The following is a 22,353-nucleotide window of genomic DNA, read 5'->3' on the forward strand; positions in this document are numbered from 1 at the left end:
TGGCAGAAGATGATACTGTCACCAGACAAAATGAGAGGATTCCATGTATCAGGATTTAATCCGTAGTGAACTGAAAGAAGCGGCAGAAACACTGAATAATTTCTTGAGTGATGATGCGAACATTCAGTCGATTCAAAACGCTGCGGTGCTGTTGGCTAACGCTTTTAAAGCGGGCGGTAAAGTGATTTCCTGCGGTAACGGTGGTTCACACTGTGACGCCATGCACTTTGCTGAAGAGCTGACGGGGCGCTATCGCGAGAACCGTCCTGGCTATCCGGCCATTGCGATTTCCGATCCGAGCCACCTGTCCTGCGTCAGTAATGACTTTGGCTATGATTTTGTCTTCTCCCGCTATGTCGAGTCACTGGGGCGTGAAGGTGATGTGCTGCTGGGGATTTCCACGTCTGGTAATTCCGGCAACATTATTAAAGCGATTGCCGCAGCAAAAGCGAAAGGCATGAAGGTCATTACGCTGACTGGGAAAGACGGCGGCAAAATGGCAGGTTCTGCCGACGTGGAAATCCGTGTTCCGCACTTTGGCTATGCCGACCGCATTCAGGAAATCCATATCAAAGCGATCCACATCCTGATTCAACTGATTGAAAAAGAGATGGCGGATCAGTAAGCCGCATTAATACGCTCTAAAAGGGCAAGAAGGGAAGGGTAGAAAGTCAGATGTGTGAACTGCTGGGGATGAGCGCGAATGTACCGACGGATATCTGCTTTAGCTTTACCGGGCTGATACAACGCGGTGGAAACACCGGTCCGCACCGGGATGGCTGGGGAATCACCTTCTATGAAGGGAACGGTTGTCGTACGTTCAAAGATCCGCTGCCAAGCTATAACTCGCCGATTGCCCGGCTGGTGCAGGATTATCCGATCAAATCGTGTGCGGTGGTTTCACATATCCGGCAGGCGAATCGTGGCGCGGTGTCGCTGGAAAATACCCATCCCTTTACCCGCGAACTGTGGGGGCGGAATTGGACGTACGCCCACAACGGGCAACTGAAAGGTTATAGCACCCTGAAAACGGGGATGTTTCGCCCTGTCGGCCAGACGGATAGCGAATTTGCTTTCTGCTGGCTGCTGTCCCAACTGTCTGAGCGTTACCCGCGCACGCCGGGTAACTGGCCTGCGGTATTCCGCTATATCGCCAAACAGGCGGATGTCCTGCGGGAGAAAGGCGTGTTTAACATGCTGCTGTCGGACGGGCGCTTTGTGATGGGGTACTGCTCAACCAAACTCTACTGGATCACCCGCCGTGCGCCGTTTGGTAAAGCGACGCTGTTGGATCAGGATGTGGAGATTGATTTTCAGCAGCAGACGACACCGAATGATGTCGTCACGGTATTAGCGACGCAGCCGCTAACGGGCAACGAAACCTGGCATCAGATCATGCCAGGTGAATTCGTGCTATTTTGTTTCGGCGAGCGCGTACTTTAAGGTCGGCTGACTGGTCATCAACGGTGGGTTAACGACGTATTGCCCGTTAAATACCGTGATGGCTGGGGGCTGATTGTGCTGATTAAAATAGGCGTACCCCGGCTGAAGCTGTTTCCAGAAGCTGGCGTAGGTGGAATTACGGTGGCGCTGCATGTTCTGTTCCGTCATGCGGAACGGGTAGATAGCGATATCAATCTTCGGCTGACCGTTGCGTAGCGCCGCTTCGGCATAGCGATAAATCTCATCCATGTAGGTGTTGGTCATGGCATAGCAGCCAACCGACACACATTCGCCGTGAATCATCAAATAGCGGCCGGAATATCCCTGTGATTTATCATAGTCGTTGGGGAAACCGATATTGATCGCACGGTAATATTGGCTGTCTGGTTTTAGCTGACGCAGATCGACCTGATAGAAACCTTCCGGGCTTTTTAAATCGCCTTCAACGCGTTTTGGCCCTAATCCGCCTGAATATTTACAGATCGGATATTGTTCCAATAAACGGTATTCGTTGCCGACTTTCGCATACAGTTCGAATATTCGCTCTTCTTTAAAGATCTGAATATAGATCGGAGAGCCTAATAATTGCTGTTTTAATTCTTTTGCTATCGGCGCTAGCGGCGGTGCGGTCTCGCTGGCTGCGCTGGTAACAACAAGAGAAGGCAAAAAAAACAACATCGCAAATGACAGCGCGATTTTTTGCATTATGGTTCCTGATAATAAAATTGCCTGCTACACGCGGCATCCGCGTCGCGCTACTGGTGTTTTAGCAAAAGCGTGGGGACAGCCGTTATCGGTATATATTTCGTCGGCGAATAGATAACGACGAAACCGAAATCACATTATCATTGGTTTCATATTAATCAAGCGTTGAAAAGCGCTAAAAAATAACATTTACAAAAAACAGCCCGAATGGATACGAGCTGCTCAATGTAAGGTTGTTAATAGCAGGGGAAAGCGGCTCAGGCGCGGGTGGCTTCTATCATCATAATGTCGGTGACAAAGGAACCGTCTGTCTGTACGTCAAAATGCTGTACCACCTCGTCCGGCAGCGTTTTTTGCAGTTCACGAATCGCGACCGCGAAATGTTCTGGTGTGCGCATACGGGCGATCCAACTGCTGAACTCCAGCGTCAACCTATCGCTGGTGACGTTACGCACGATAAACCCTGCGTCGGTAAACAGGCTCAGCCATTCGCCCGGCGCGTAATTGCGCACGTGTGAGGTATCGCGCAGCTTCTCTACCGTCTGTAAATAGCTGTCCAACAGCGGATGACCGGGAGACACGACATCCATCATGATCACGCGGCCACCCGGTTTCAGAACGCGCCGCATTTCACGCAGCGCCTGCCCGACATCACGCCAGTGATGCGCAGAGTAACGGCTGATGATGACGTCTGCGCTGCTATCCTCGAACGGTAAAGACTCGGCTACGCCTTGCTGAACGCGGATATTATTCAGCCCTTTCTGCGCCGCAGCCTGACTCACCACGTCCAACATTTGGGAAGACAAATCGTAGGCGACAACCTCCGCGACGGCCTGTGCGGCAACGAAGCTGGCGTGTCCGGCACCGCAGCCAACGTCGATCACGCACGCCTGCGGGAAGGGCGCTAATAACGTGGCCAGTTGGGTTAAATCTTTGCCCTGCGCATGCACCGCGCTGGTCAGGTAGTTCTGCGCCTGTGAGCCGAACTGATGTTCGACGCGATGATTATGGTTCTGTTTTTCTTCCATCATTGCTCTCGCTTTATCTGAATTGCTTTCGTTTCATCATGGGTTAAACGGCGGCGCGCCAGCCACTAAAGAAGACGTCGGTCTGAGAACACTATAGTGAGGGAAAAATACGGGTACAATATGAGCATTTATACGGGTATAAAATACTCCCTGTTTGATTAACACCTCTTTCACTCATACTGTTGTCGTCTTGAGCTTGCCTTGACGAGCGGGATGAAAAGGACACCTGGTTATGTCTGCAAATTCATTTATGTCTGCCAGCTCTCTGAGCGGCCCAAAGGCGCTGGGAGCTTTCTTACGGGCGCTGCGTGAGCGGACCTCGCCGGAAAGGGTCGGCCTGCCCGCGTCCGGTCGGCGGCGCACCAGTGGATTACGCCGCGAAGAGTTGGCGCAAATCGCTCGCATTAGCACCACCTGGTATACCTGGCTTGAGCAGGGGCGTGATGTGTCCGCTTCCGCCTCGGCGCTGACTCGCTTGTCTCAGGCGTTAAAGCTGGAACCCGCAGAGCATGACTATCTTTTTAGTCTGGCTGGCGTACAGGATCCTCAGAAGCAGGGTAGGGCAATGTCGCTCGATGCGCGGGTTGCCGCCAGCCTGCACCATATTACCTGCCCTGCGTATCTTCTGGATGGCAACTGGAACATGCTGGCGTGGAATGCGCCGTCGGAGCAGTTGTTTGCCGGATGGCTGGGAAGCGATCCCGAACCGAATCTGCTGCGCTTTATGTTTCTTAATCCGCTGGCGCGATCGCTGGTGGTCGATTGGCCAGAACGCGCCAGACGGGTGGTGGCGGAGTTTCGGGCGGAGTCCAGTCATTATGCGTCTGTCGAATCTGTCCGACACGTTGTGATGGCGCTGTGTGAAGAAAGTCGCGAGTTCAATCTCTGGTGGTCTCAGCAGGCGGTCACCGCCCGTGAAGGTGGCGAGCGACGCTTCCACCATCCTATGCTGGGAGAGGTAACCTATCATCAACAGACTTTCCATCCTGCCGGACAGGGGGAATTTAAGTTGGTGATGCTGATCGCGCAGTAAACGCGGGCATTATTGCGCTGCTTGTCTATACTGACTTTGATCTGTATATTTATACAGTGTTGTCAGAGGGCCAGTATGCGCAAAATCATTCATGTTGATATGGACTGCTTCTACGCAGCAATTGAGATGCGTGATAACCCGCGCCTGCGCGATATTCCTCTGGCGATTGGTGGAAGTGCCGATCGCCGTGGCGTCATCAGCACCGCTAACTATCCTGCTCGGCGCTACGGCGTCCACAGCGCGATGGCGACGGCAACTGCTTTGCGTCTGTGTCCACACCTCACCTTGTTGCCCGGCCGCATGGAGGTGTATAAATCCACCTCGCGCCAAATCCGTGAGATCTTCGCCCGCTACACCTCGCTGATCGAACCGCTTTCTCTGGATGAGGCTTATCTGGATGTCACCGACAGTCCGCACTGCAACGGCTCGGCGACGCGCATCGCCGAAGAAATCCGTCGAACCATCGCGGATGAACTCAATCTGACGGCATCGGCGGGGATTGCGCCGATCAAATTTCTGGCAAAGATCGCGTCTGAGTTAAATAAGCCGAATGGACAATATGTCATTACACCCGAGCAGGTGGATGATTTCCTGTTGGCGCTGCCGCTGGAGAAAATCCCCGGCGTTGGGAAAGTGACGGCGAAACGGCTGGAAGAACGCGGCCTGCATACCTGTGCGGATGTACGGGGGTATGCGCTGGCGGATCTACTTAAAGAATTCGGCAAGTTTGGTCGTGTCCTGTGGGAGCGATGTCAGGGAATCGATGAACGACGGATTTCGCCGGATAGGCTGAGGAAGTCGGTCGGTGTGGAGAAGACGCTGGCGCAGGATATCCACGACTGGGGACAGTGTGAACATCTGATTGAACAGCTTTATCAAGAGCTGGAAGTTCGCCTGAAACGGGTAAAACCCGATCTGCATATTGCGCGTCAGGGCGTCAAACTCAAGTTTGATGATTTTCAGCAAACCACGCAGGAGCATGTGTGGCCGATGTTGAATAAACAGGATCTGTTGAAGCTGGCACAGCAAACCTGGCAGGAGCGGCGTAAATCCAGAGGCGTTCGGCTGGTTGGGCTACATGTGACGCTGCTCGACCCGCAAATTGAGCGACAGCTGGTGTTTGATTGGGGATAAGGCTGTGTAGTTGAGGATAAAAAAGGGCGACGTTTATGCGCCGCCCTGATTTTTACTCGTGTACGTTTTATTCGTGGGCGATTAAGCGCGTGGCGGAATCGCTTTCAGCAGCGCTGTCAGCAATTTCCAGTACAGATCGACGCTGCCGATATGCACTTGTTCATCCGGCGAATGCGGCCCGGTGATGGTTGGCCCGATGGAAACCATGTCCATGTCCGGGTATGGCTTCTTGAACAGACCACATTCCAGACCAGCGTGAATCACCATGATGTTCGGCGTCTTGTTGAACAGCTTCTGATAGGTTTCGCGAACCAGCGCCATGACCGGTGAATGCGCATCTGGCTGCCAGCCTGGGTAGCCGCCTTTCGGTGACGTTTTCGCGCCAGCCAACTGACCCAGCGCCGTCAGCGTACCAACGACGGCGTCTTTACCGCTGTCGATCAGTGAACGAATCAGGCAGATAATTTCCGCGTGGTCGTCTTCCATCGTCACAACGCCGACGTTCAGCGACGTTTCTACCACGCCTTTGACTTCGTCGCTCATGCGGATCACGCCGTTTGGCGTGGCATTGAGCAGCGCCAGCAGACGATCGCGGCTGTCCTGCGTCAGCGGGTGCTCATTGCTGTCGCTGGCTTCCACCAGCACGGTCAGGTTTTTCTCAACGGCGGACAGTTCATTTTTCAGCACCGCCAGATACTCCTGGCTCAGCGCTTTTAACGACTCGACGTTAGCAGCAGGCAGTGACAGCGTGGCGAAGGCTTCACGCGGAATAGCGTTACGCAATGTCCCGCCGTTCAGATCGAGAATGCGGATATCCAGTGCTTTCGCCTGTTCGAACAGGAAACGTGCCAGCAGCTTGTTGGCGTTGCCCAGCCCCAGATGAATATCGCCGCCGGAGTGGCCGCCTTTCAGCCCTTTAATCGTCAGCTTCAGCGTGTGGTAACCAGCCGGCGGCACTTCTCGCGTCAGCGGCAGACGGGTAATGAAATCAATACCGCCCGCGCAACCCATGTAGATCTCGCCTTCTTCTTCCGAATCGGTATTGATCAGGATTTCGCCCTGAAGCCAGTTTGGTTGCAGGCCAAACGCGCCATCCATACCCGCTTCTTCCGTCATGGTCAGCAGCACTTCCAGCGGGCCGTGCTCGACGCTTGGATCGGCCAGCACCGCCAGCGCAGACGCCATACCGATGCCATTATCTGCACCCAGCGTGGTACCGCGTGCTTTCAGCCACTCACCGTCAACATAAGGCTGGATAGGATCGGTAGTGAAATCGTGTACGGTATCGTTGTTTTTCTGCGGCACCATGTCCAGATGCGCCTGCAATACGACAGGTTTGCGATTTTCCATACCTGCGGTTGCCGCTTTGCGCAGCAGAATATTGCCGACCTGATCGCGCTCGGCATGAATGCCTTTCTCTTTAGCCCATTCCAGAATATGTGCGGCCAGCGCTTCTTCATGATAAGACGGATGTGGAATGGAACAGATTTTGGCGAAAATATCCCACAGCGGCTGGGGGGAAAGTTGAGACAATTCAGACACTATTTCAGTCTCCTTGTTAGCGGCCAGCCTTCGCATCTGGCGGGCAGGGCTATAGGTTAAAAGTTAATCGCAGTTAGCCACATAACATGGCGTGTCGTAACAGAATATCATTTTCCATCAAAGCAGGGGAATTGCCGTCGGCCCTGACTTATTTTTCCTGCTGCAATATGAATCAGCGTGTTTGGCAGAGCGCAGGTTGGCGGGAAAAACTCGGTTCTCACGTTGAGAAAAACTGGTTTTTATGTTGTCGGCTATCTATAATCTCGCGCAACCTTTTTCCCCCCTCAGACTCAAATTAAGCCGGTTTTTATTCGGCTGGGATATATTTTATGAGCGAAAAGTACGTCGTAACCTGGGATATGTTGCAAATTCATGCCCGCAAACTGGCACAGCGTTTACTGCCTGCCGATCAATGGAAAGGCATCATTGCCGTCAGCCGCGGTGGTCTGGTTCCAAGCGCGCTGCTGGCGCGTGAGCTGGGTATTCGTCACGTTGATACCGTTTGCATCTCCAGTTATGACCACGACAACCAGCGCGAAATGAAAGTGCTGAAGCGTGCCGAGGGAGATGGCGAAGGGTTTATCGTGATTGACGATCTGGTCGACACGGGCGGTACGGCGAAAGCAATCCGTGATATGTACCCGAAAGCGCATTTTGTGACCATTTTCGCTAAGCCTGCTGGTAAACCGCTGGTTGACGACTACGTCATTGATATTCCGCAGGACACCTGGATTGAACAGCCGTGGGATATGGGCGTGGTGTTTGTGCCGCCTTTGTCTGGCCGTTAATCGCCTGAGCGAATATTCGTTTCCAACAATGCCCGGTTTAGCCGGGCATTGTTGTTTATGAACTGTGGTAATTTCTAGCGCAGGCTTTGATCCGATCGTGTGTTTCTGCCGTTGGTATTTGTCTTCTCTGGCCTGAGTTCGTTACACTTTAACGGGTGACGAAGAAGTCGTCTGATGTCCGCTAACAGCGGTTTACATTAATGGAGGCTGCTGTGGCGCAAGCTAACCTGTCTGAAACGCTATTCAAACCATCCTTTAAACATCCAGAAACCTCGACGTTGGTCCGGCGTACGCGGAATAGTCAGGATGTGCAGGGGCTGCATTCTACGCTGGAAGGGGAAAAGACCCGCAGCTGGTATCGCATGATTAACCGGCTGATGTGGATTTGGCGTGGCGTCGACCCGTGGGAAATCGAAGACGTGCTGTCGCGTATCGCGGCCAGCAAGGCGGACAGAAGCAACGAGCAACTGCTTGATACGGTGATCGGCTACCGCGGCGGTAACTGGATTTATGAATGGGCGAAGCAGGGCGCAGGCTGGCAGCAGCGAGCAACAGAAAGCGGCGATGACGCGCAAACCGGACAGTTCTGGCTGAACGCCGCCAACCTCTACAGCATTGCTGCCTATCCGCATATTAAAGGCGATGAGCTGGCGGAGCAGGCGCAAACGCTGGCAAATCGCGCCTATGAAGAGGCCGCCAACTACCTGCCTTATGAACTCAAAGAACTGACGTTCCCCATTGCGGGCGGCGGCACGCTGACCGGTTTTCTGCATATGCCATCGCAGGCGAAAGCGCCTTTCCCTACTGTGCTTATGTGCGGCAGTCTGGAAATGTTGCAGAGCGATTATCATCGCCTGTTTCAGGACTATTTTGCGCCGGCAGGCATGGCGATGCTGACGATTGATGTTCCCTCCGTTGGATTTTCTTCCCGCTGGAAGTTGACTCAGGATTCCAGTTTCCTGCATCAGCAGGTTTTGCGCGCGCTGCCGGATGTCCCGTGGGTCGATCACTCCCGCGTTGTCGCGTTTGGTTTCCGCTTTGGTGCCAACATTGCCGTTCGGCTGGCGTATCTGGAATCGCAGCGCTTACGCGGTGTGGCCTGCCTCGGCCCCGTGGTACATCATCTGTTAAGCGATCCGACTCGCCAGCAGCAGGTGCCGGATATGTTTATGGATGTGCTGGCGAGTCGTCTGGGTATGCCCTTCTCGACGGATACCTCGCTGAAAACCGAGCTGGGACGTTATTCGCTGAAAACGCAGGGGCTGTTAGGACGCCGTTGCCCGACGCCGATGCTGGCAGGCTACTGGGATAACGATCCGCTGTGCCCGAAAGAAGAGGCGAGCCTGATAGTGAACTCATCCGCACAAGGGAAACTGCTGCCGGTTAACTTCTCGCCGGTGTACCAGAATTTCGATCGCGCGCTACAGCAAATCAGCGGGTGGTTGCAGGACAAAGTGTGTTGAACATGATGTATCGATGGCAGGCATAGAACCTGCCACTTTTTACCCATTTTGGGATCGTTGAGGGATGCAATGATGTGGGGAATATTATCTCGTCAGCAGCAAAGCCTGTATGACATCTGTTGTTCAGACCTACCGCTGGAAAAGAAAAAACGACAAATCGATTGCTTTCTGGCAAAGGGCGGTAACATCAATGAAAGGCAGACCCATACTGCGAATGTACTCGGTCCGCTAACGATGGATGAAGAAGTACCCGATACGGAATTGGTGCGTTACCTGCTGGATAAAGGGGCTTTTATTGAACAGCCTGGAGGATTTAGCTCATTGCATAGAGCGATCGAGTTCTTCCATCTGGAATTGGCCGAGCTCTATCTTCAGTACGGCGCGGATGTGCACTACCTCAATTTTTTCAGCAATTCATGGCTGAATTATCTGTACTGTCCTCAGGAGCGCTATACCTACACCGACGAGCAGCGTCAGCAAATGCTCGATCTATTGTTACGCTACGGTTTGGATCTTAATCGTGAAACTATTTTCTGGACATCACTGGAAACCAGCTTTCCGATCGAGATCGTGATGTATCAGAAAGATGTCAGTCTGCTGGAGCACATATTTCGACTCGACATTCCGATCCATTTCGCTGAAACCGGCATTTTTGAACGCCTCTTTAACTATAAAAGCGAGTGGCTGCCACTGCCGCTCTTTCAGCAAATCGTGAAACGGGCGGGCGGGTCGGCTTATCGCGAACCTGGTGTCATTCTTTCCGAAGACAAGAAGATCCGTACCGATGGATCGCTATTGGAAATGGCCATTTTTTACGCTGCGGACGAACGGCTCTGTGAATGTTTGCTCGATACCTACCCTGATATCCGCTGCGATTTAAGCAACTACAGCTTTGTTCTGGATGCCTTGCTTAACCGCTATTCGCTTGAATTGGTGGAGCGGATTGTGCAAAAAACGGCGGATATCGATCGTCCTTATTCCTTGTTCATTCCTGCTGGTCGAAAAAAACAGGATGGATGGGAAGCCAATGCCTATCCTGATGTCGGCAGCTCGGCGATGACGCAGTTTGTGGACATCCGCCTCGAAAAGGCGCTGAATGAGCCTGATTATTATCCTTATTTTTACGATGCCATTAGCTTGTTGCTGCAATACGGCGCGTCGCCTCTGGTTGATAAAATGACGGGGGGACGTAGCTATGAAATGCGGAACTGGTCATTGCTTTATCTCGTCTGCGTGGAAATGGTGTTTCAGAATCATTTTCGTCCTGACCTGCTGGATTTACTGGTGGCGCATGGTGCGAATTTCAACGTGAAGAAAAGTGCGGTCAGCGAACCACTCTGCATTACGCTGCTTCAGCGCGGCTATCGTTCGACACATGAAGATGTGCTGCTTCAGGTGATGAACTACCTGTACGAACACGGCATGGATTTGCAGGCGACCAATGCTTACCTGATCAACACGGCAGCCGCGGCGGGAATAGGCTTACGACCACAGGTCTTACAGTGGCTTATTGCGCGCGGTGTAGATATTCACACTCTAAGTGGGTTCGACAATTCTCCCGTTTTGCATAAAACCATCAGCCTGTATAGCGATGAAGCGCTCACGCCGGAGCGGCGTGCGGAAACCGTCGCGGTACTGTTGGATAACGGCGCGAATATTGATGAGTTCTCGATTGATGAGCAGTTCACGCCGCTGATGTGCGCGGCTTACTATGGTGAAGCGAAGTGTGCCGAGGTGTTGCTGGTGCGAGGAGCCAACCCACATGCCCGCAGTGCCAACGGGATGACGCCTCTGCGCTGTGCGCTACACCGCGCCGATGCGGGAGCAGCGCGTATTGTGACCTTGCTTCATCAATATGGCGTGACGATCGCACGGGTGGACGAAGAGGGGAACGATCTGCTGGTCGGCTGTATTCGCAATAAACATGAAGCGATGTTTAAAGCGCTACTGGAGATACTGTCCCCTACTCTGGATGAGACGCATCGGCTTCTGGATTGGCTGGCGCGAGGCAACCGCTACTGCTATTTCTCCGATCAGTTACGCCAACAGATTGCGCGACTAAGCGCAGGCGAGCCGTCTTCTTCTCATCATTCGTTACCGCTATAAGGACGTAGTGTATGTTTGGTTCAACTTCCAAAACGGATACGTTAGAGACGATTTGCTTCTCTGATGCCCCTACTAGCAAGAAACGTAAACTGATCGATCGCTATCTGGCGGCGAAAGGCGACATCAACGCACTGAGCGATGGGCAAACGGTTTTGCATCAATTGAGCCAGGATCGCGACACGGAGATCGATCTTGTCCGCTATTTGTTGGAAAAAGGGGCGAATATCGAAACACCTGAAGGTGAAAGTGCGCTCTTCGCGGCTATCACGTCCTACTCTCCTGAACTTGCTGCGCTGCTTTTACAGCACGGTGCTCGGCTGGATTTTCAGGATAATCAGGGACGCGGTTGGCTACACTGCTTTTTTGATCTGCCCGAAAGCCCGGTCTATACCCATGCTCAGCGCAGTACGATGCTGGGGGTATTACTGGCAAACGGGTTGGATATCAATCAGCCAATCCTGTTTCACCCCGAGGCAGAGAAATGCCACCCGGTCGATGTTCTGCTGGAAAAGCAGGATCGTTTCTTGTTAATGCGGCTGTTCCAGGTCGATAGCACGGTACGCCTGACGGGGACGTCGATACTGGAAGCGGTATTTCGGCACGCCGGATCGTGGATAACGCTGGAGGTCTTCCAGCCGATCGTTGCACAGGCCGAGCGGGAAGGGGGGCGGGAATCGGGTTTTACTCTGTTGTTTAATCAGGAACAGAAAACCCCGGTGACCTGGCTGGAAATGGCGCTGCATTGTGGCCTGTCTGCGCCGTGCTGTGCGTTCTTACTGGATACCTTTCCAGATATGCGCTGCGATGTGCCTTCGCACAGCGTCTTGTTGGACGCGCTGGAAAGGTCGTTTCCTCCTGCGCTGGTACGGCGTATTGCGGAACGGACCGCCGAGCTCGATCGCCGTTATCCGCTGCGTTTTGAACAACACGAATCTGACGATGATGACGCAGAGTATGAACGCGATACTGAGCGGGAAAATGATGTCAATCAGGGGACGGTGCTGGCGCAATATCTTGTGCTGCGAGCCAAAGCAGCGGTAACGGATAGCCGCGTCCATCGCGTGTTTTCTTCCTCTCTCGCACACCTACTGGAATCAGGCGCTTCTCCCAATATTGGCTATACGATGTGGGAGGACGACGACACGCCGACGACGTGGCCAGCGCTTTATGCGCTCTGTGAGGCGATGATTGCCACCGGACAATATCATGCTGACTTGCTCGATCTGCTGATAGCACACGGCGCTGATTTCAATCAACAGCAGGTACTGCAAGAAAGCGGTGCGCTTCCGCTGGGGATGGCGTTACTGCTGTATTTGCAGTCCGGCCCGCACGAAAGCGTACTGCTTGATATTTTCCGGCATCTGAATTCCTGTGGGATGAACCTGCATAGCACGGTACCCGACGGGATGAACATGGTTTATGCCGCTGCGGCAGGGTGTCGTCCGCTGGTGCTGAACTGGTTGATTCAACAAGGCGTTAGTCTGAATGTGGAAACGGCGAGTACCCTTGCACCGCCGCTGCATCGCGTGATTAATAATGTGAGTGTGACGCCCGAACGGCGTAAAGCAACGCTTGAGGTTCTGCTGCAACAGGGGATAGAGAAGGACGTCGCGTGGGGTGAGCCCGCGATGACGCCGCTAATGCTGGCAGCGAAACAGGGCGCACAGCATTGCCTTGAGGTGCTGCTGCACTATGGTGCCAATCCGAATGCACGTGCCACAGGCGGCATGACCCCCGCGCTGTGTGCGATAACAAGTCGCCGCTCTGTTGACTTCCCGCCTCGTCCTGAGTCGGTATCCGCCCGCATGCTGGCGATACTGCATGCCTATAATGCGGATCTCTGCCAAAGCAATGATGACTGCATAACGCCGCTGTTGCTCAGCGTGCAGGAAGAACGGAAAGAGGTCTTTGAAGCACTGCTCAGGCTGACGTCATTTACAGAAGAACAGCTGCGAAGCGTGCTGGACGGCAAACGCCCGATTCACGCTTATTTTGCTGAACGCCTGCAAGCGCTGCTGGCATTGCCTGCGCCACATACTGAAACAGGGCTTTCGCGCTTTGCCGTGCAGCGTCAACCCGCCGCATAGGAACACGTCGGTGTAAAGGCTGAAAAGCCGGGCGTCGGGCAGTAACCTGATGCCAGGTGGTTGATAAATTGCCATTCTCTGCTAAAAAGAAAGTTCAACCAGAGGAGATCGCAGATGATGTTACCGAGTGGACACTCCAAAAGCCGACTGATGAAAAATTTTGCGGCGTTGGGGCCTTATATACGTGAAGCGCAGTGCGAGAATACCGCGTTCTTCTTTGATTGCCTGGCGGTTTGCGTCAACATCAAGCCTGCGCCTGAAAATCGCGAGTTCTGGGGGTGGTGGCTGAATCTGGAAGATACTGGCCAGGCCTTTGCCTATGACTATCACTACGGATTGTTTGATAAACAGGGCAACTGGCGTGAGGAAAAAATCAAGGACAAAGCCGTGATGGAACAGGTGGAAAATGCCAAACAAGCTTTCCATGTCCGACTGGAGAAACTGCTGCACTCGCTCGAACCCGCTACGACCCTCGCTGCACGACCGTGATGCTTCCCTGACGATCCCCCGATTTATTCGCAGGTTTTCGCGTTATGCCTGTTGGCATAACGCGTCTGTCCTGCTACAACGTTTTCCTTATTCTTATTTTTTGACATCCAACGGCAGAGAAATTATGAGCGGCAGCCAGACTTTGGTTGTGAAACTGGGCACTAGCGTGCTAACCGGCGGTTCGCGCCGTCTTAACCGCGCCCACATTGTTGAACTGGTGCGCCAGTGCGCGCAGCAACATGCGGCAGGGCATCGGATTGTTATTGTCACCTCAGGGGCGATTGCTGCCGGGCGTGAACATTTGGGTTACCCCGAACTCCCCGCCACGATTGCGACCAAACAACTGCTGGCCGCCGTGGGTCAAAGCCGCCTGATTCAGCTGTGGGAACAGCTGTTTTCCATCTACGGTATCCACGTTGGGCAAATGCTGCTGACGCGTGCGGATATGGAAGATCGTGAGCGTTTCCTCAACGCGCGTGACACCATGCGGGCGCTGCTGGATAACAATATTGTTCCGGTCATTAATGAAAACGACGCCGTCGCGACCGCCGAAATCAAGGTGGGTGACAACGACAACCTGTCTGCGCTGGCGGCGATTCTGGCCGATGCGGATAAGCTGCTGCTGCTGACCGATCAGGCTGGTCTGTTTACCGCCGATCCGCGCAATAACCCTGATGCGGAGCTGATCCGTGAAGTGACCGGCATCAACGATGCGCTGCGCAGCATTGCGGGTGATAGCGTGTCAGGCCTCGGAACAGGCGGTATGTCGACCAAATTACAGGCTGCCGATGTGGCCTGCCGTGCCGGTATTGACGTGGTGATCGCCGCAGGCAGCAAGCCGGGGGTGATTGGTGATGTGATTGCAGATATCTCCGTCGGAACGCGTTTTCATGCACTGGATGTGCCGCTGGAAAGCCGTAAACACTGGATTTTCGGTGCACCGCCAGCGGGTGAAATCACCGTCGACGACGGCGCGCTTTCGGCGATCCTCGAACGCGGCAGCTCACTGCTGCCGAAGGGCATTCGCAGCGTGGAAGGGAATTTCTCTCGCGGTGAAGTGATCCGCGTGCGTAGTCTGGCAGGCCGCGATGTGGCGCATGCCGTGACGCGCTATAACAGCGATGCGCTGCGTATGATTGCCGGACACCACTCTCAACAAATTGCCGAGATTCTCGGCTACGAATATGGTCCGGTGGCTATCCATCGCGACGATATGATTATCAATTAAGGAGTTCGCGATGCTTGAACAAATGGGTAAAGCGGCAAAAGCGGCCTCTTATCAGTTGGCGGTCCTGAGCACGGCTCAGAAAGATCGCGCGTTGCTGACGATTGCGGATTTGCTGGAAGCTGAGAGCGCGACGATTCTGGCGGCTAACGCGCTGGATTTAGCCGATGCGCGCCAAAATGGCATGAGTGACGCATTGCAGGATCGTCTGCTGTTGACGCAGGAACGACTGAGCGCGATCGCCAGCGATGTGCGTCAGGTATGCCGCCTGACCGATCCTGTAGGGCAGGTGATTGACGGCAGTATGCTGGATAACGGCCTGAAGCTGGAACGTCGCCGCGTGCCGCTGGGCGTGGTCGGTGTGATTTATGAAGCGCGTCCGAACGTCACCATTGATGTGGCCTCCCTGTGCCTGAAAACCGGCAACGCGGTGATTTTGCGCGGTGGAAAAGAGACGTACCGCACCAATGCGGCGACGGTAAAAGTGATTCAGCAGGCATTATCGCAATGCGGTCTGCCAGCCGCTGCGGTGCAGGCGATTGAAAGCCCGGATCGTGAGCTGGTTAATCAACTGCTGAAGCTGGATCGCTACGTGGATATGCTGATTCCACGCGGTGGCGCTGGCCTGCACAAGCTGTGCCGTGAGCAATCGACGATCCCGGTCATTACCGGGGGTATCGGCGTTTGTCACATCTATGCTGACGACAGTATCGATTTCGACAAGGCGCTGACCGTCATTGAAAGCGCCAAGGTGCAACGCCCTAGCGCTTGCAACAGCCTGGAAACACTGCTGGTCAACCAACGTATTGCCGATCGCTTCCTGCCAGAGCTGAGCAAGAAAATGGCGGCGGCAGGCGTTACGCTCCATGCCAGTCCTTCCGCGATGCCTTATCTGACCGATGGCCCGGCAAGCGTCGTTGCCGTGGAAGAAGCCAACTACAACGATGAATGGCTTTCTAACGACCTGAACGTTACGCTGGTTGACTCTCTGGATGCGGCAGTTGCCCATATTCGCGAACATGGTACACAGCACTCTGATGCGATTCTGACGCGCTCGTTGACCAACGCGGAACGCTTCGTGCGTGAAGTGGATTCCTCTGCGGTATATGTCAATGCCAGTACGCGCTTCACCGACGGCGGCCAGTTTGGTCTGGGCGCGGAAGTGGCGGTCAGTACCCAGAAACTGCATGCGCGTGGCCCAATGGGGCTGGAAGCGCTGACCACTTATAAGTGGATCGGTTATGGCGACGATTTGATTCGCGCCTAATCAATGCATTGCTGCGTATATCGAGAGATATGCGCAGCAATATTTTTATTCCGTTTTTTACTTTTCTCTTTTTGTCTACATAAGACATCTCATTCCAACTGTAATTTTTTTCTATGTTGCATTTATTTAAATTAAAATTTAATACAGCAATAGAAACGCAATAAGGTAACCGCATCAGAGAAATATCCTCCAATAGTAACAGACTATGCTTTGTGCGACGTTTCACAAATACATAGCCTGTTTTGCTATCGGAGGATAAAGGGTAATAATTATTTATCCTCTATTACAATAATGCGTTATTTCATATTAACGCTGATGCTTCTCTGCGGCATTGTGGACTGACCGTGCGGTTTCACGAGCCTGTTTTTCCGCACGGCTGTTAAAATTATCCGCCTTGGCTTTGGCATCCGCCCAGCCTTTTTCGGCGTCTTTTCTGGCTTCGGATTCTCTGGCTTTCACATCCGCTTTGACTTTTGCTTCCCTGTTTTTGTTTTCTGATTCTCTTGCCTTTATATCGGCTTTGATGGCATCGGTTTTATCACGGAAATGAGATTCACTGTTGCTTGCCTTCTGCGGTTCACCCACAGTACCGGCATGAGCGCTAGCACCGACGTGGCTGGGCCCTTGACCAGATGATGATTCAGTTTTGGTTACGCGCTCAGTTTTGCCATCATGAGTCGACTGAGCACTGGCGGTTGCTGAGGCAAAGCTATCCGCTGCAGCCATGCCGATATAGCTCGTACCCAATAACAAGCCTAAAAATAGTGTTTTCATCTTCATTATTCACACCCTCTCACGGTACTTTCTGGTCATGCCGAAAATAATATTTTTGATGGTGAAGTATTATTTTGGCATCAACGTATAGACAGTATCCTTATTGCCTTGGCAGTAGTAGAGCAAAATAATAAATAAAAAGAATAGGGATTTCTCCTAAAACAAAATGACCGTTTGGTTGAGACCTATTTCATTTTTATCATAAAGGTAAAAAGTTATTTTTATTGTAACGTTCCTACTCTACGGCGAAATATATTGATTAAAAATGAGCGGTGTTTGTATCGTCAGATATTATCTGTCTGGAACCGACTCCCGAAGCAAGGTGATATAGAAGCCTGAGCCTGGCTTCTCCGTTAAGCCCAAAAGCTATAGCATGCGACATTATTAGTACGGAAAATTATCAGAACCGTATCATCTTCAACAGGATGATGATAAAACCAGCAGACGATCGTCAAACGCTTGACTTGACGTACCATTATCACTAATTTGTCACCCCGTAGTTCACGTCTGGCTCTCGCCACGACGATCCCAAAGCCGATATAGCTCAGTTGGTAGAGCAGCGCATTCGTAATGCGAAGGTCGTAGGTTCGACTCCTATTATCGGCACCATAAAATCAATAAGTTACAGAAACACTCCTCTCTAAAATCTTCATTTCTTGCTCTTGGGTACACTCCGGGGTACACAAGTTACAATGTATAGATCATCTCAGATGTGTTTTTACTAAATTTCCGCCATCTCACTTTGCGATGCTTGCTGGTTTTGTCGAGCAAATCGAACTTTCATCGGCTGATAGGATCAGATCACTCTCTTTCCTGATAGCGCATGGAGGACCGTGGTAAAGCAGAAGTTCAACATCACCCATTGGAAATGCTATAACGATGCGCTCCTACAACGGAGGAAGCTGATGTTTTGGATTAGCGCTGCCGCCTCCGCATGGCAGGATAAGGACGTTCAAGTTTGGCAAACGGATCGCGAGCGTCAACGTTAATATCAAGATGCCAATACGCGGTGAGTATGGCTTTATGCTGCTGTTCAGCAGATATTGTTATTTTATATATTAGTGTTCAAGGTACAGTCATGTGATGATTAAATTTTTTATATTTACAATGCTTTGTAATATCGATAAATTTAAATGATTGATAATCACGCATTGGGGATTTTAATGAAGAAATTTTGCGCTATATCAGAAATTATTAGTCAGTATGATATAGATATCGAATTTATTATTAGTGAATGGATGATGGAGAAATTTTGCATCTTTACTCGTTTTGATGGTGAGTTATGTACAATGAGACATGCTCTGGATTATGAGAGGGAAAATAAAAACTTTAAATCTTATTTGAACCATAAAACTGATCCTTTTCAAAGTAAAGAATACTCAATTCATGAATATCTTTTATTTTCCCCTGAACAACCATTAGATGATCATTTTAGGTCTGAGTATAAGGCGGATTGGTCCGGTCCTTTTTTTAAAGGATATGATGAGATCATGTATGATGGAAGGGCTTATGGATATTGGTATTTAAAACCAACCAAAACTACACATTTTGGTCGAGACTATTATATCTTATCAGATGAAAAAAACTATAATGATTTGAAAAATAAATCTGGAGCGATGTTTGTTTCTGCACTCAAAAAAAATCCATATAACTATTTGGTTTTTCATGATTCTATAAAAATTGATGCAAGTGATTTATTTGTTGAAAAGGAAATGGTTGGCTTTATTGTTGGGTTATATAAGTCATCAAATAATATTGAATGCATGGATAATGGCTTAAGAGATTCTTTAGTTGAAAAGGGAGTTTCCTCACCACCAACTAATAAAATTGCGATATATGTATTAGTGGCTGAAATTTTCTCTCGGAATGGAGGTATTATTCCTAATAAGATATCTGTTTTTTTTGATGATAGAGGGATTTCGATTAATCAAACTACCATAAAAGGGTGGTTAGATAATCGACCAGAGGAAAGAAGTAAACCTTTTAGGGACTCACCAAGGAATAATAAGATAATTAATCTATTGCTGAGGGAATATTTTGAAGGAAAAGACGGTATGAAAAATCATCAAGCAATCGCTGATAAGTTAACATCAATCGCCAACGCTCCCCCTTACAATTTCAACATAAAATTCACTTCGGAAGTTGTTTCTAAATGGTTGAAATTTAAAAAATAAAAGTATTTTTTTTCACCTCTTACTAAGAGCTTAATAAGCTCTTAGTAAGAGGTCGTCTTCTTTTTTTCCATCTTATCCTGGTTCATTCTTCTTCAACCGAAACGAAGGAGGCAAAATGAACACATTATTTACCCCACCGACCCCCATACAGCGATCAAAAATCTTGCAGGACTACGGCGAGCCTTGTGATCGATTGGTTCGTGAAAGAGAGCGTCAGCATATCACATCGGTATCTCGCTCCACGGCTTGGAAACTGGAGAGAGTTGGTCTTTTCCCACAACGAAAGTCAATAGGTTTGAAATCCTGCGCTTGGTTGTTAAGCGATCTTCTTTGTTGGATAAATGAACGTTAATAAATTTTATTACTGAGTGCTCATCTTGCTATTTCTGCTAAAAATAGCGGAATAGCCACTAAGGGCGGGCATTTTCAACGTTAAACTGATTATGAGGTGCTTTATGTTCGATGAACATCCTTTCCCTGTGCAGGTGTTTCCACCCGTCATTAGAAATGTAATTCATGAAGTTGGGCAACATACACAGGCACCGCTGTCTTTGATTGCTGCATCTGTTCTCGGAGCGATTTCTCTTGCTTGTCAGAACAGGATTGATGTGTGCAGACCTCGCGATTTACGTGGTCCGGCATCTCTTTTTCTACTGACGCTGGCAGAATCAGGGGAACGAAAAAGTACAGTGGATAAATTACTGATGAAGCCACTGTACCAATTGGAAGAGAAACTGTTTGTAAAATATACGCAGGAGTTTGAGACTTGGCGAAATGATGAAGTCGTTTTTAATGCGGAAAAAAAAGCTTTGATATCAAAACTGAAATCTGATGTTCGCCTTAATAAAGATTCTTCCGTAACGAATGAACGGTTAAAAGAGCTATTGGCGACTCATCCGACTGGGCCAACCAGGTATAAGCTAATGTTCAATGATGCCACTCCAGCGGCGCTTAAAGACTATCTCTGTGGAGACTGGCGAGCAGTTGGTATCATGTCTGATGAGGCTGGCACTATATTTAATGGCTACACGCTGAATGAATTGCCATTTATTAACAAAATGTGGGATGGCTCAACGTTCTCAGTGGAAAGAAAAAGCTCACCAGAGCGGTTGATTAAAGATGCCAGACTAACCTTGTCTTTGATGGTACAGCCAGATATTTTTAAGGGATATCTGGAGCGGAAAGGTGATACGGCAAAAGGCATCGGATTTTTCGCTCGTTGCCTAATTTGCCAGCCAGATTCAACACAGGGTTCCAGAAAAATTACTAGCCCTGTTAGCTCAAGTGAACATCTTCCGGTATTCCATCATCGATTACTGGAGATTGTTCACGATAGCATCGATAGACATGTGGAAAATGAAAGAATCTGCCTGCATTTTACTCCCGATGCAGAGCAACGATGGATTAAATTTTATAATGATGTTGAATCCGACATGGGGTGGTTCGGGAGCTTATCTGATTTTAAGGATTATGCCTCCAAAGTGGCAGAAAACACGGCGAGAATTGCTGCACTCATACACTATTTCAATGGTGATAAAGAGAATATTTCTCTTGCCGCAACAAACGCTGCTGTGAAGATAAATTTATGGTTCATAGATGAATATGTGAGATTGTTTTCTAAACCTCAGGAACTGACTCTACTGGGTTCAGATGCCGATGAACTTTACTGGTGGATAAAGGAATATTGTGTCAAATGTTTTGTTCCATACATAAGGAAAACAACTATTCTGCAATATGGTCCGAACCGGTTCAGGAATCGAAGTAAAGCGAATGAACTACTGAGTACGCTTTACTCACAAAAAAGAATAGACACAGAAAAAAGAGGGAAAACCCTTTTTATAAAGCCTATAGATAATCTTACGTTATAAACTTATCATGGCTAACTAAAGAATAATCGCTTTGTTAAGTCGTAATTATTTAAACTAATTATAGAGTTTATTTAAATCAGTCATCGCAGGATGGGGCTATTCTTTTCCCGAAATAGAATGTCGGATAGTTATTATATCTTTCCTCATTAAGAGGATATATGAATCTATCACACTAATAAACCATATCCAGTAATTTGGTGACTGCTATCCATTGAGGAGAAAATCATTATGAACATCTACCATAGCGAATATGGGAGCCATGTTAAATTATACAAAAATAAGATCATCGGTGTTATTAATAATGCCGTTAAAGAATACCCTAGAACACTGGTTTTACGGATGGATCTTCATGACCCTGTTATTCTGGACAATGGTGATAGCATTTCCTGTTTCGCTAATACTGATTCAGGTGCTATATCAAGATTTACTAACTCCCTAAAAGCCAAACTGGCAGCAGATGAACAGCGCAAACGCAAAGAGGGTAAACGGGTACATCCTAATACGCTTAGGTATGTATGGGTACGGGAATTTACCCAGAATGGTAAACGTCATTTTCATGTACTCCTGTTTCTGAACAAGGACGCTTATTTCCATCTGGGGGATTTTAATCTGGATGAAGATACACTCAGAACCATGATCACCTCGGCATGGTGTAGTGCATTAAACCTGACCCCCGAAGAGGGACAGCACTTGGTGCAATACCCTACTAATGGTAAATATATCCTGAATCGTGATGATATTCTTAACGACATTTATCCTGGCGATTTGCTGAATCGGATTGACTATCTCACCAAAGTGAAAAGTAAGATTTTTGGTGAGGGCGATCGTAATTTTGGTTGCAGTCTAAGCTAATTTATTTCTACAGCATTGGCCTTTCTTATACGAGAAAGGCCAAACTAAAGTGGATATCGATTTAGCCAACTAATTCATCTGTTGAGGTTTTCCTCTCAGAAGAAAAAATAGCATCCATAACTTCAGTAGAGTGCAATAATGTCTCAAGGGCTGCTCGAAGCGGAGAAAACACTTCATGTTCCACAGGAAATTCACCATAATCCTGCCAGCACTCAGTAAGTAAATGAGGTTCAATCGTGACAGGTAGGAAATAGTTACCTTTCCCCTGGTCCAAGAACCCTAAATAGCTTCGCATATTACCGTTCCACTTTAGCCAGACTGACCTGCTCCCCATTGATTAACACACGACGATGTTAGTAATGTCTTCATCAGCAA

Annotated in this window: 19 protein-coding genes, 1 tRNA gene and 1 pseudogene; 16 read left to right on the plus strand and 5 right to left on the minus strand. The window is 49.9% G+C overall.

Translation table 11 applies throughout. From position 1 onward, the window contains the following. Positions 1 to 43 precede the first annotated feature (43 nt). Both lpcA and WCT94_RS17160 read left to right on the plus strand, forming a co-directional pair. The gene (gene lpcA, locus WCT94_RS17155; protein WP_005975726.1) at positions 44 to 625 is read left to right on the plus strand and encodes a D-sedoheptulose 7-phosphate isomerase; all 582 of its coding nucleotides are present in this window, start codon (positions 44 to 46) and stop codon (positions 623 to 625) included. A 50-nt stretch (positions 626 to 675) separates the two neighbouring features. Further along, positions 676 to 1,443 carry a class II glutamine amidotransferase gene (locus WCT94_RS17160; protein WP_336870580.1) on the plus strand — a complete coding sequence of 256 codons (768 nt, stop codon included), beginning with the start codon at positions 676 to 678 and terminating at the stop codon, positions 1,441 to 1,443. On the opposite strand, the gene dpaA is transcribed toward WCT94_RS17160, so the two are convergent. Together dpaA and WCT94_RS17170 are read right to left on the minus strand one after the other, a co-directional pair. Continuing rightward, positions 1,414 to 2,148, minus strand: coding sequence for a peptidoglycan meso-diaminopimelic acid protein amidase (gene dpaA / locus WCT94_RS17165; RefSeq protein ID WP_336870581.1), 735 nt, complete (start codon positions 2,146 to 2,148; stop codon positions 1,414 to 1,416). The two genes, WCT94_RS17160 and dpaA, sit on opposite strands and share 30 nt — an antisense overlap. Positions 2,149 to 2,405: 257 nt before the next feature. Further along, positions 2,406 to 3,188, minus strand: a pseudogene (locus WCT94_RS17170) (class I SAM-dependent methyltransferase); the annotation flags it as partial. A gap of 220 nt (positions 3,189 to 3,408) precedes the next feature. On the opposite strand from WCT94_RS17170, the gene WCT94_RS17175 reads away from it, so the two are divergent. Both WCT94_RS17175 and dinB read left to right on the plus strand, forming a co-directional pair. After that, complete coding sequence (locus WCT94_RS17175; RefSeq protein WP_336870583.1) at positions 3,409 to 4,209, plus strand: helix-turn-helix transcriptional regulator; 801 nt, start codon at positions 3,409 to 3,411, stop codon at positions 4,207 to 4,209. A gap of 75 nt (positions 4,210 to 4,284) precedes the next feature. After that, positions 4,285 to 5,343: a DNA polymerase IV gene (gene dinB / locus WCT94_RS17180; RefSeq protein ID WP_336870585.1), complete on the plus strand. Its 1,059-nt coding sequence runs from the start codon at positions 4,285 to 4,287 to the stop codon at positions 5,341 to 5,343. Between the two features lie 81 nt (positions 5,344 to 5,424). Here dinB and pepD read toward each other — a convergent pair whose 3' ends face one another. Next, on the minus strand, positions 5,425 to 6,885 hold the full coding sequence (gene pepD, locus WCT94_RS17185; RefSeq protein ID WP_336870587.1) for a beta-Ala-His dipeptidase: 1,461 nt from the start codon (positions 6,883 to 6,885) through the stop codon (positions 5,425 to 5,427). 329 nt (positions 6,886 to 7,214) lie between these two features. Here pepD and gpt point away from each other — a divergent pair, with 329 nt between their 5' ends. From gpt to proA, 7 genes are all read left to right on the plus strand, one after another. Then, a complete protein-coding gene (gpt, locus tag WCT94_RS17190; protein ID WP_010282559.1) occupies positions 7,215 to 7,673 on the plus strand; it encodes a xanthine phosphoribosyltransferase in 459 nt (152 codons plus the stop codon). 212 nt (positions 7,674 to 7,885) lie between these two features. Further along, positions 7,886 to 9,136 carry an esterase FrsA gene (gene frsA, locus WCT94_RS17195; protein WP_336870590.1) on the plus strand — a complete coding sequence of 417 codons (1,251 nt, stop codon included), beginning with the start codon at positions 7,886 to 7,888 and terminating at the stop codon, positions 9,134 to 9,136. A 69-nt stretch (positions 9,137 to 9,205) separates the two neighbouring features. Continuing rightward, a complete protein-coding gene (locus tag WCT94_RS17200) occupies positions 9,206 to 11,242 on the plus strand; it encodes an ankyrin repeat domain-containing protein (RefSeq protein WP_336870592.1) in 2,037 nt (678 codons plus the stop codon). Positions 11,243 to 11,253: 11 nt separating this feature from the next. Continuing rightward, positions 11,254 to 13,329, plus strand: coding sequence for an ankyrin repeat domain-containing protein (locus tag WCT94_RS17205; protein ID WP_336870593.1), 2,076 nt, complete (start codon positions 11,254 to 11,256; stop codon positions 13,327 to 13,329). A gap of 114 nt (positions 13,330 to 13,443) precedes the next feature. Beyond that, positions 13,444 to 13,818, plus strand: a complete 375-nt coding sequence (crl, locus tag WCT94_RS17210) for a sigma factor-binding protein Crl (protein ID WP_180778717.1) — start codon at positions 13,444 to 13,446, stop codon at positions 13,816 to 13,818. 124 nt (positions 13,819 to 13,942) lie between these two features. Then, positions 13,943 to 15,046, plus strand: a complete 1,104-nt coding sequence (gene proB / locus WCT94_RS17215; RefSeq protein WP_336870595.1) for a glutamate 5-kinase — start codon at positions 13,943 to 13,945, stop codon at positions 15,044 to 15,046. Between the two features lie 10 nt (positions 15,047 to 15,056). Then, on the plus strand, positions 15,057 to 16,310 hold the full coding sequence (gene proA, locus WCT94_RS17220) for a glutamate-5-semialdehyde dehydrogenase (protein ID WP_336870597.1): 1,254 nt from the start codon (positions 15,057 to 15,059) through the stop codon (positions 16,308 to 16,310). A 306-nt stretch (positions 16,311 to 16,616) separates the two neighbouring features. On the opposite strand, the gene WCT94_RS17225 is transcribed toward proA, so the two are convergent. Then, a complete protein-coding gene (locus tag WCT94_RS17225) occupies positions 16,617 to 17,090 on the minus strand; it encodes a hypothetical protein (protein ID WP_193399171.1) in 474 nt (157 codons plus the stop codon). 527 nt (positions 17,091 to 17,617) lie between these two features. On the opposite strand from WCT94_RS17225, the gene WCT94_RS17230 reads away from it, so the two are divergent. The 5 genes from WCT94_RS17230 (at position 17,618) to WCT94_RS17250 (ending at position 21,978) form a co-directional block, all read left to right on the plus strand. Continuing rightward, positions 17,618 to 17,693, plus strand: a tRNA-Thr gene (locus tag WCT94_RS17230). Positions 17,694 to 18,217: 524 nt separating this feature from the next. Continuing rightward, positions 18,218 to 19,258: a hypothetical protein gene (locus WCT94_RS17235; RefSeq protein WP_336870599.1), complete on the plus strand. Its 1,041-nt coding sequence runs from the start codon at positions 18,218 to 18,220 to the stop codon at positions 19,256 to 19,258. Positions 19,259 to 19,373: 115 nt separating this feature from the next. Further along, positions 19,374 to 19,610, plus strand: a complete 237-nt coding sequence (locus WCT94_RS17240) for a helix-turn-helix transcriptional regulator (RefSeq protein ID WP_103808587.1) — start codon at positions 19,374 to 19,376, stop codon at positions 19,608 to 19,610. Between the two features lie 103 nt (positions 19,611 to 19,713). After that, a complete protein-coding gene (locus WCT94_RS17245) occupies positions 19,714 to 21,126 on the plus strand; it encodes a YfjI family protein (protein WP_336870601.1) in 1,413 nt (470 codons plus the stop codon). Between the two features lie 228 nt (positions 21,127 to 21,354). Further along, positions 21,355 to 21,978, plus strand: a complete 624-nt coding sequence (locus tag WCT94_RS17250) for an inovirus Gp2 family protein (RefSeq protein ID WP_336870604.1) — start codon at positions 21,355 to 21,357, stop codon at positions 21,976 to 21,978. A 61-nt stretch (positions 21,979 to 22,039) separates the two neighbouring features. On the opposite strand, the gene WCT94_RS17255 is transcribed toward WCT94_RS17250, so the two are convergent. Beyond that, positions 22,040 to 22,273 carry a hypothetical protein gene (locus WCT94_RS17255; RefSeq protein WP_336870606.1) on the minus strand — a complete coding sequence of 78 codons (234 nt, stop codon included), beginning with the start codon at positions 22,271 to 22,273 and terminating at the stop codon, positions 22,040 to 22,042. Between the last annotated feature and the right edge of the window lie 80 nt (positions 22,274 to 22,353).

It is taken from the genome of Pectobacterium sp. 1950-15, from assembly GCF_037136835.1.
Lineage (GTDB): Bacteria > Pseudomonadota > Gammaproteobacteria > Enterobacterales > Enterobacteriaceae > Pectobacterium.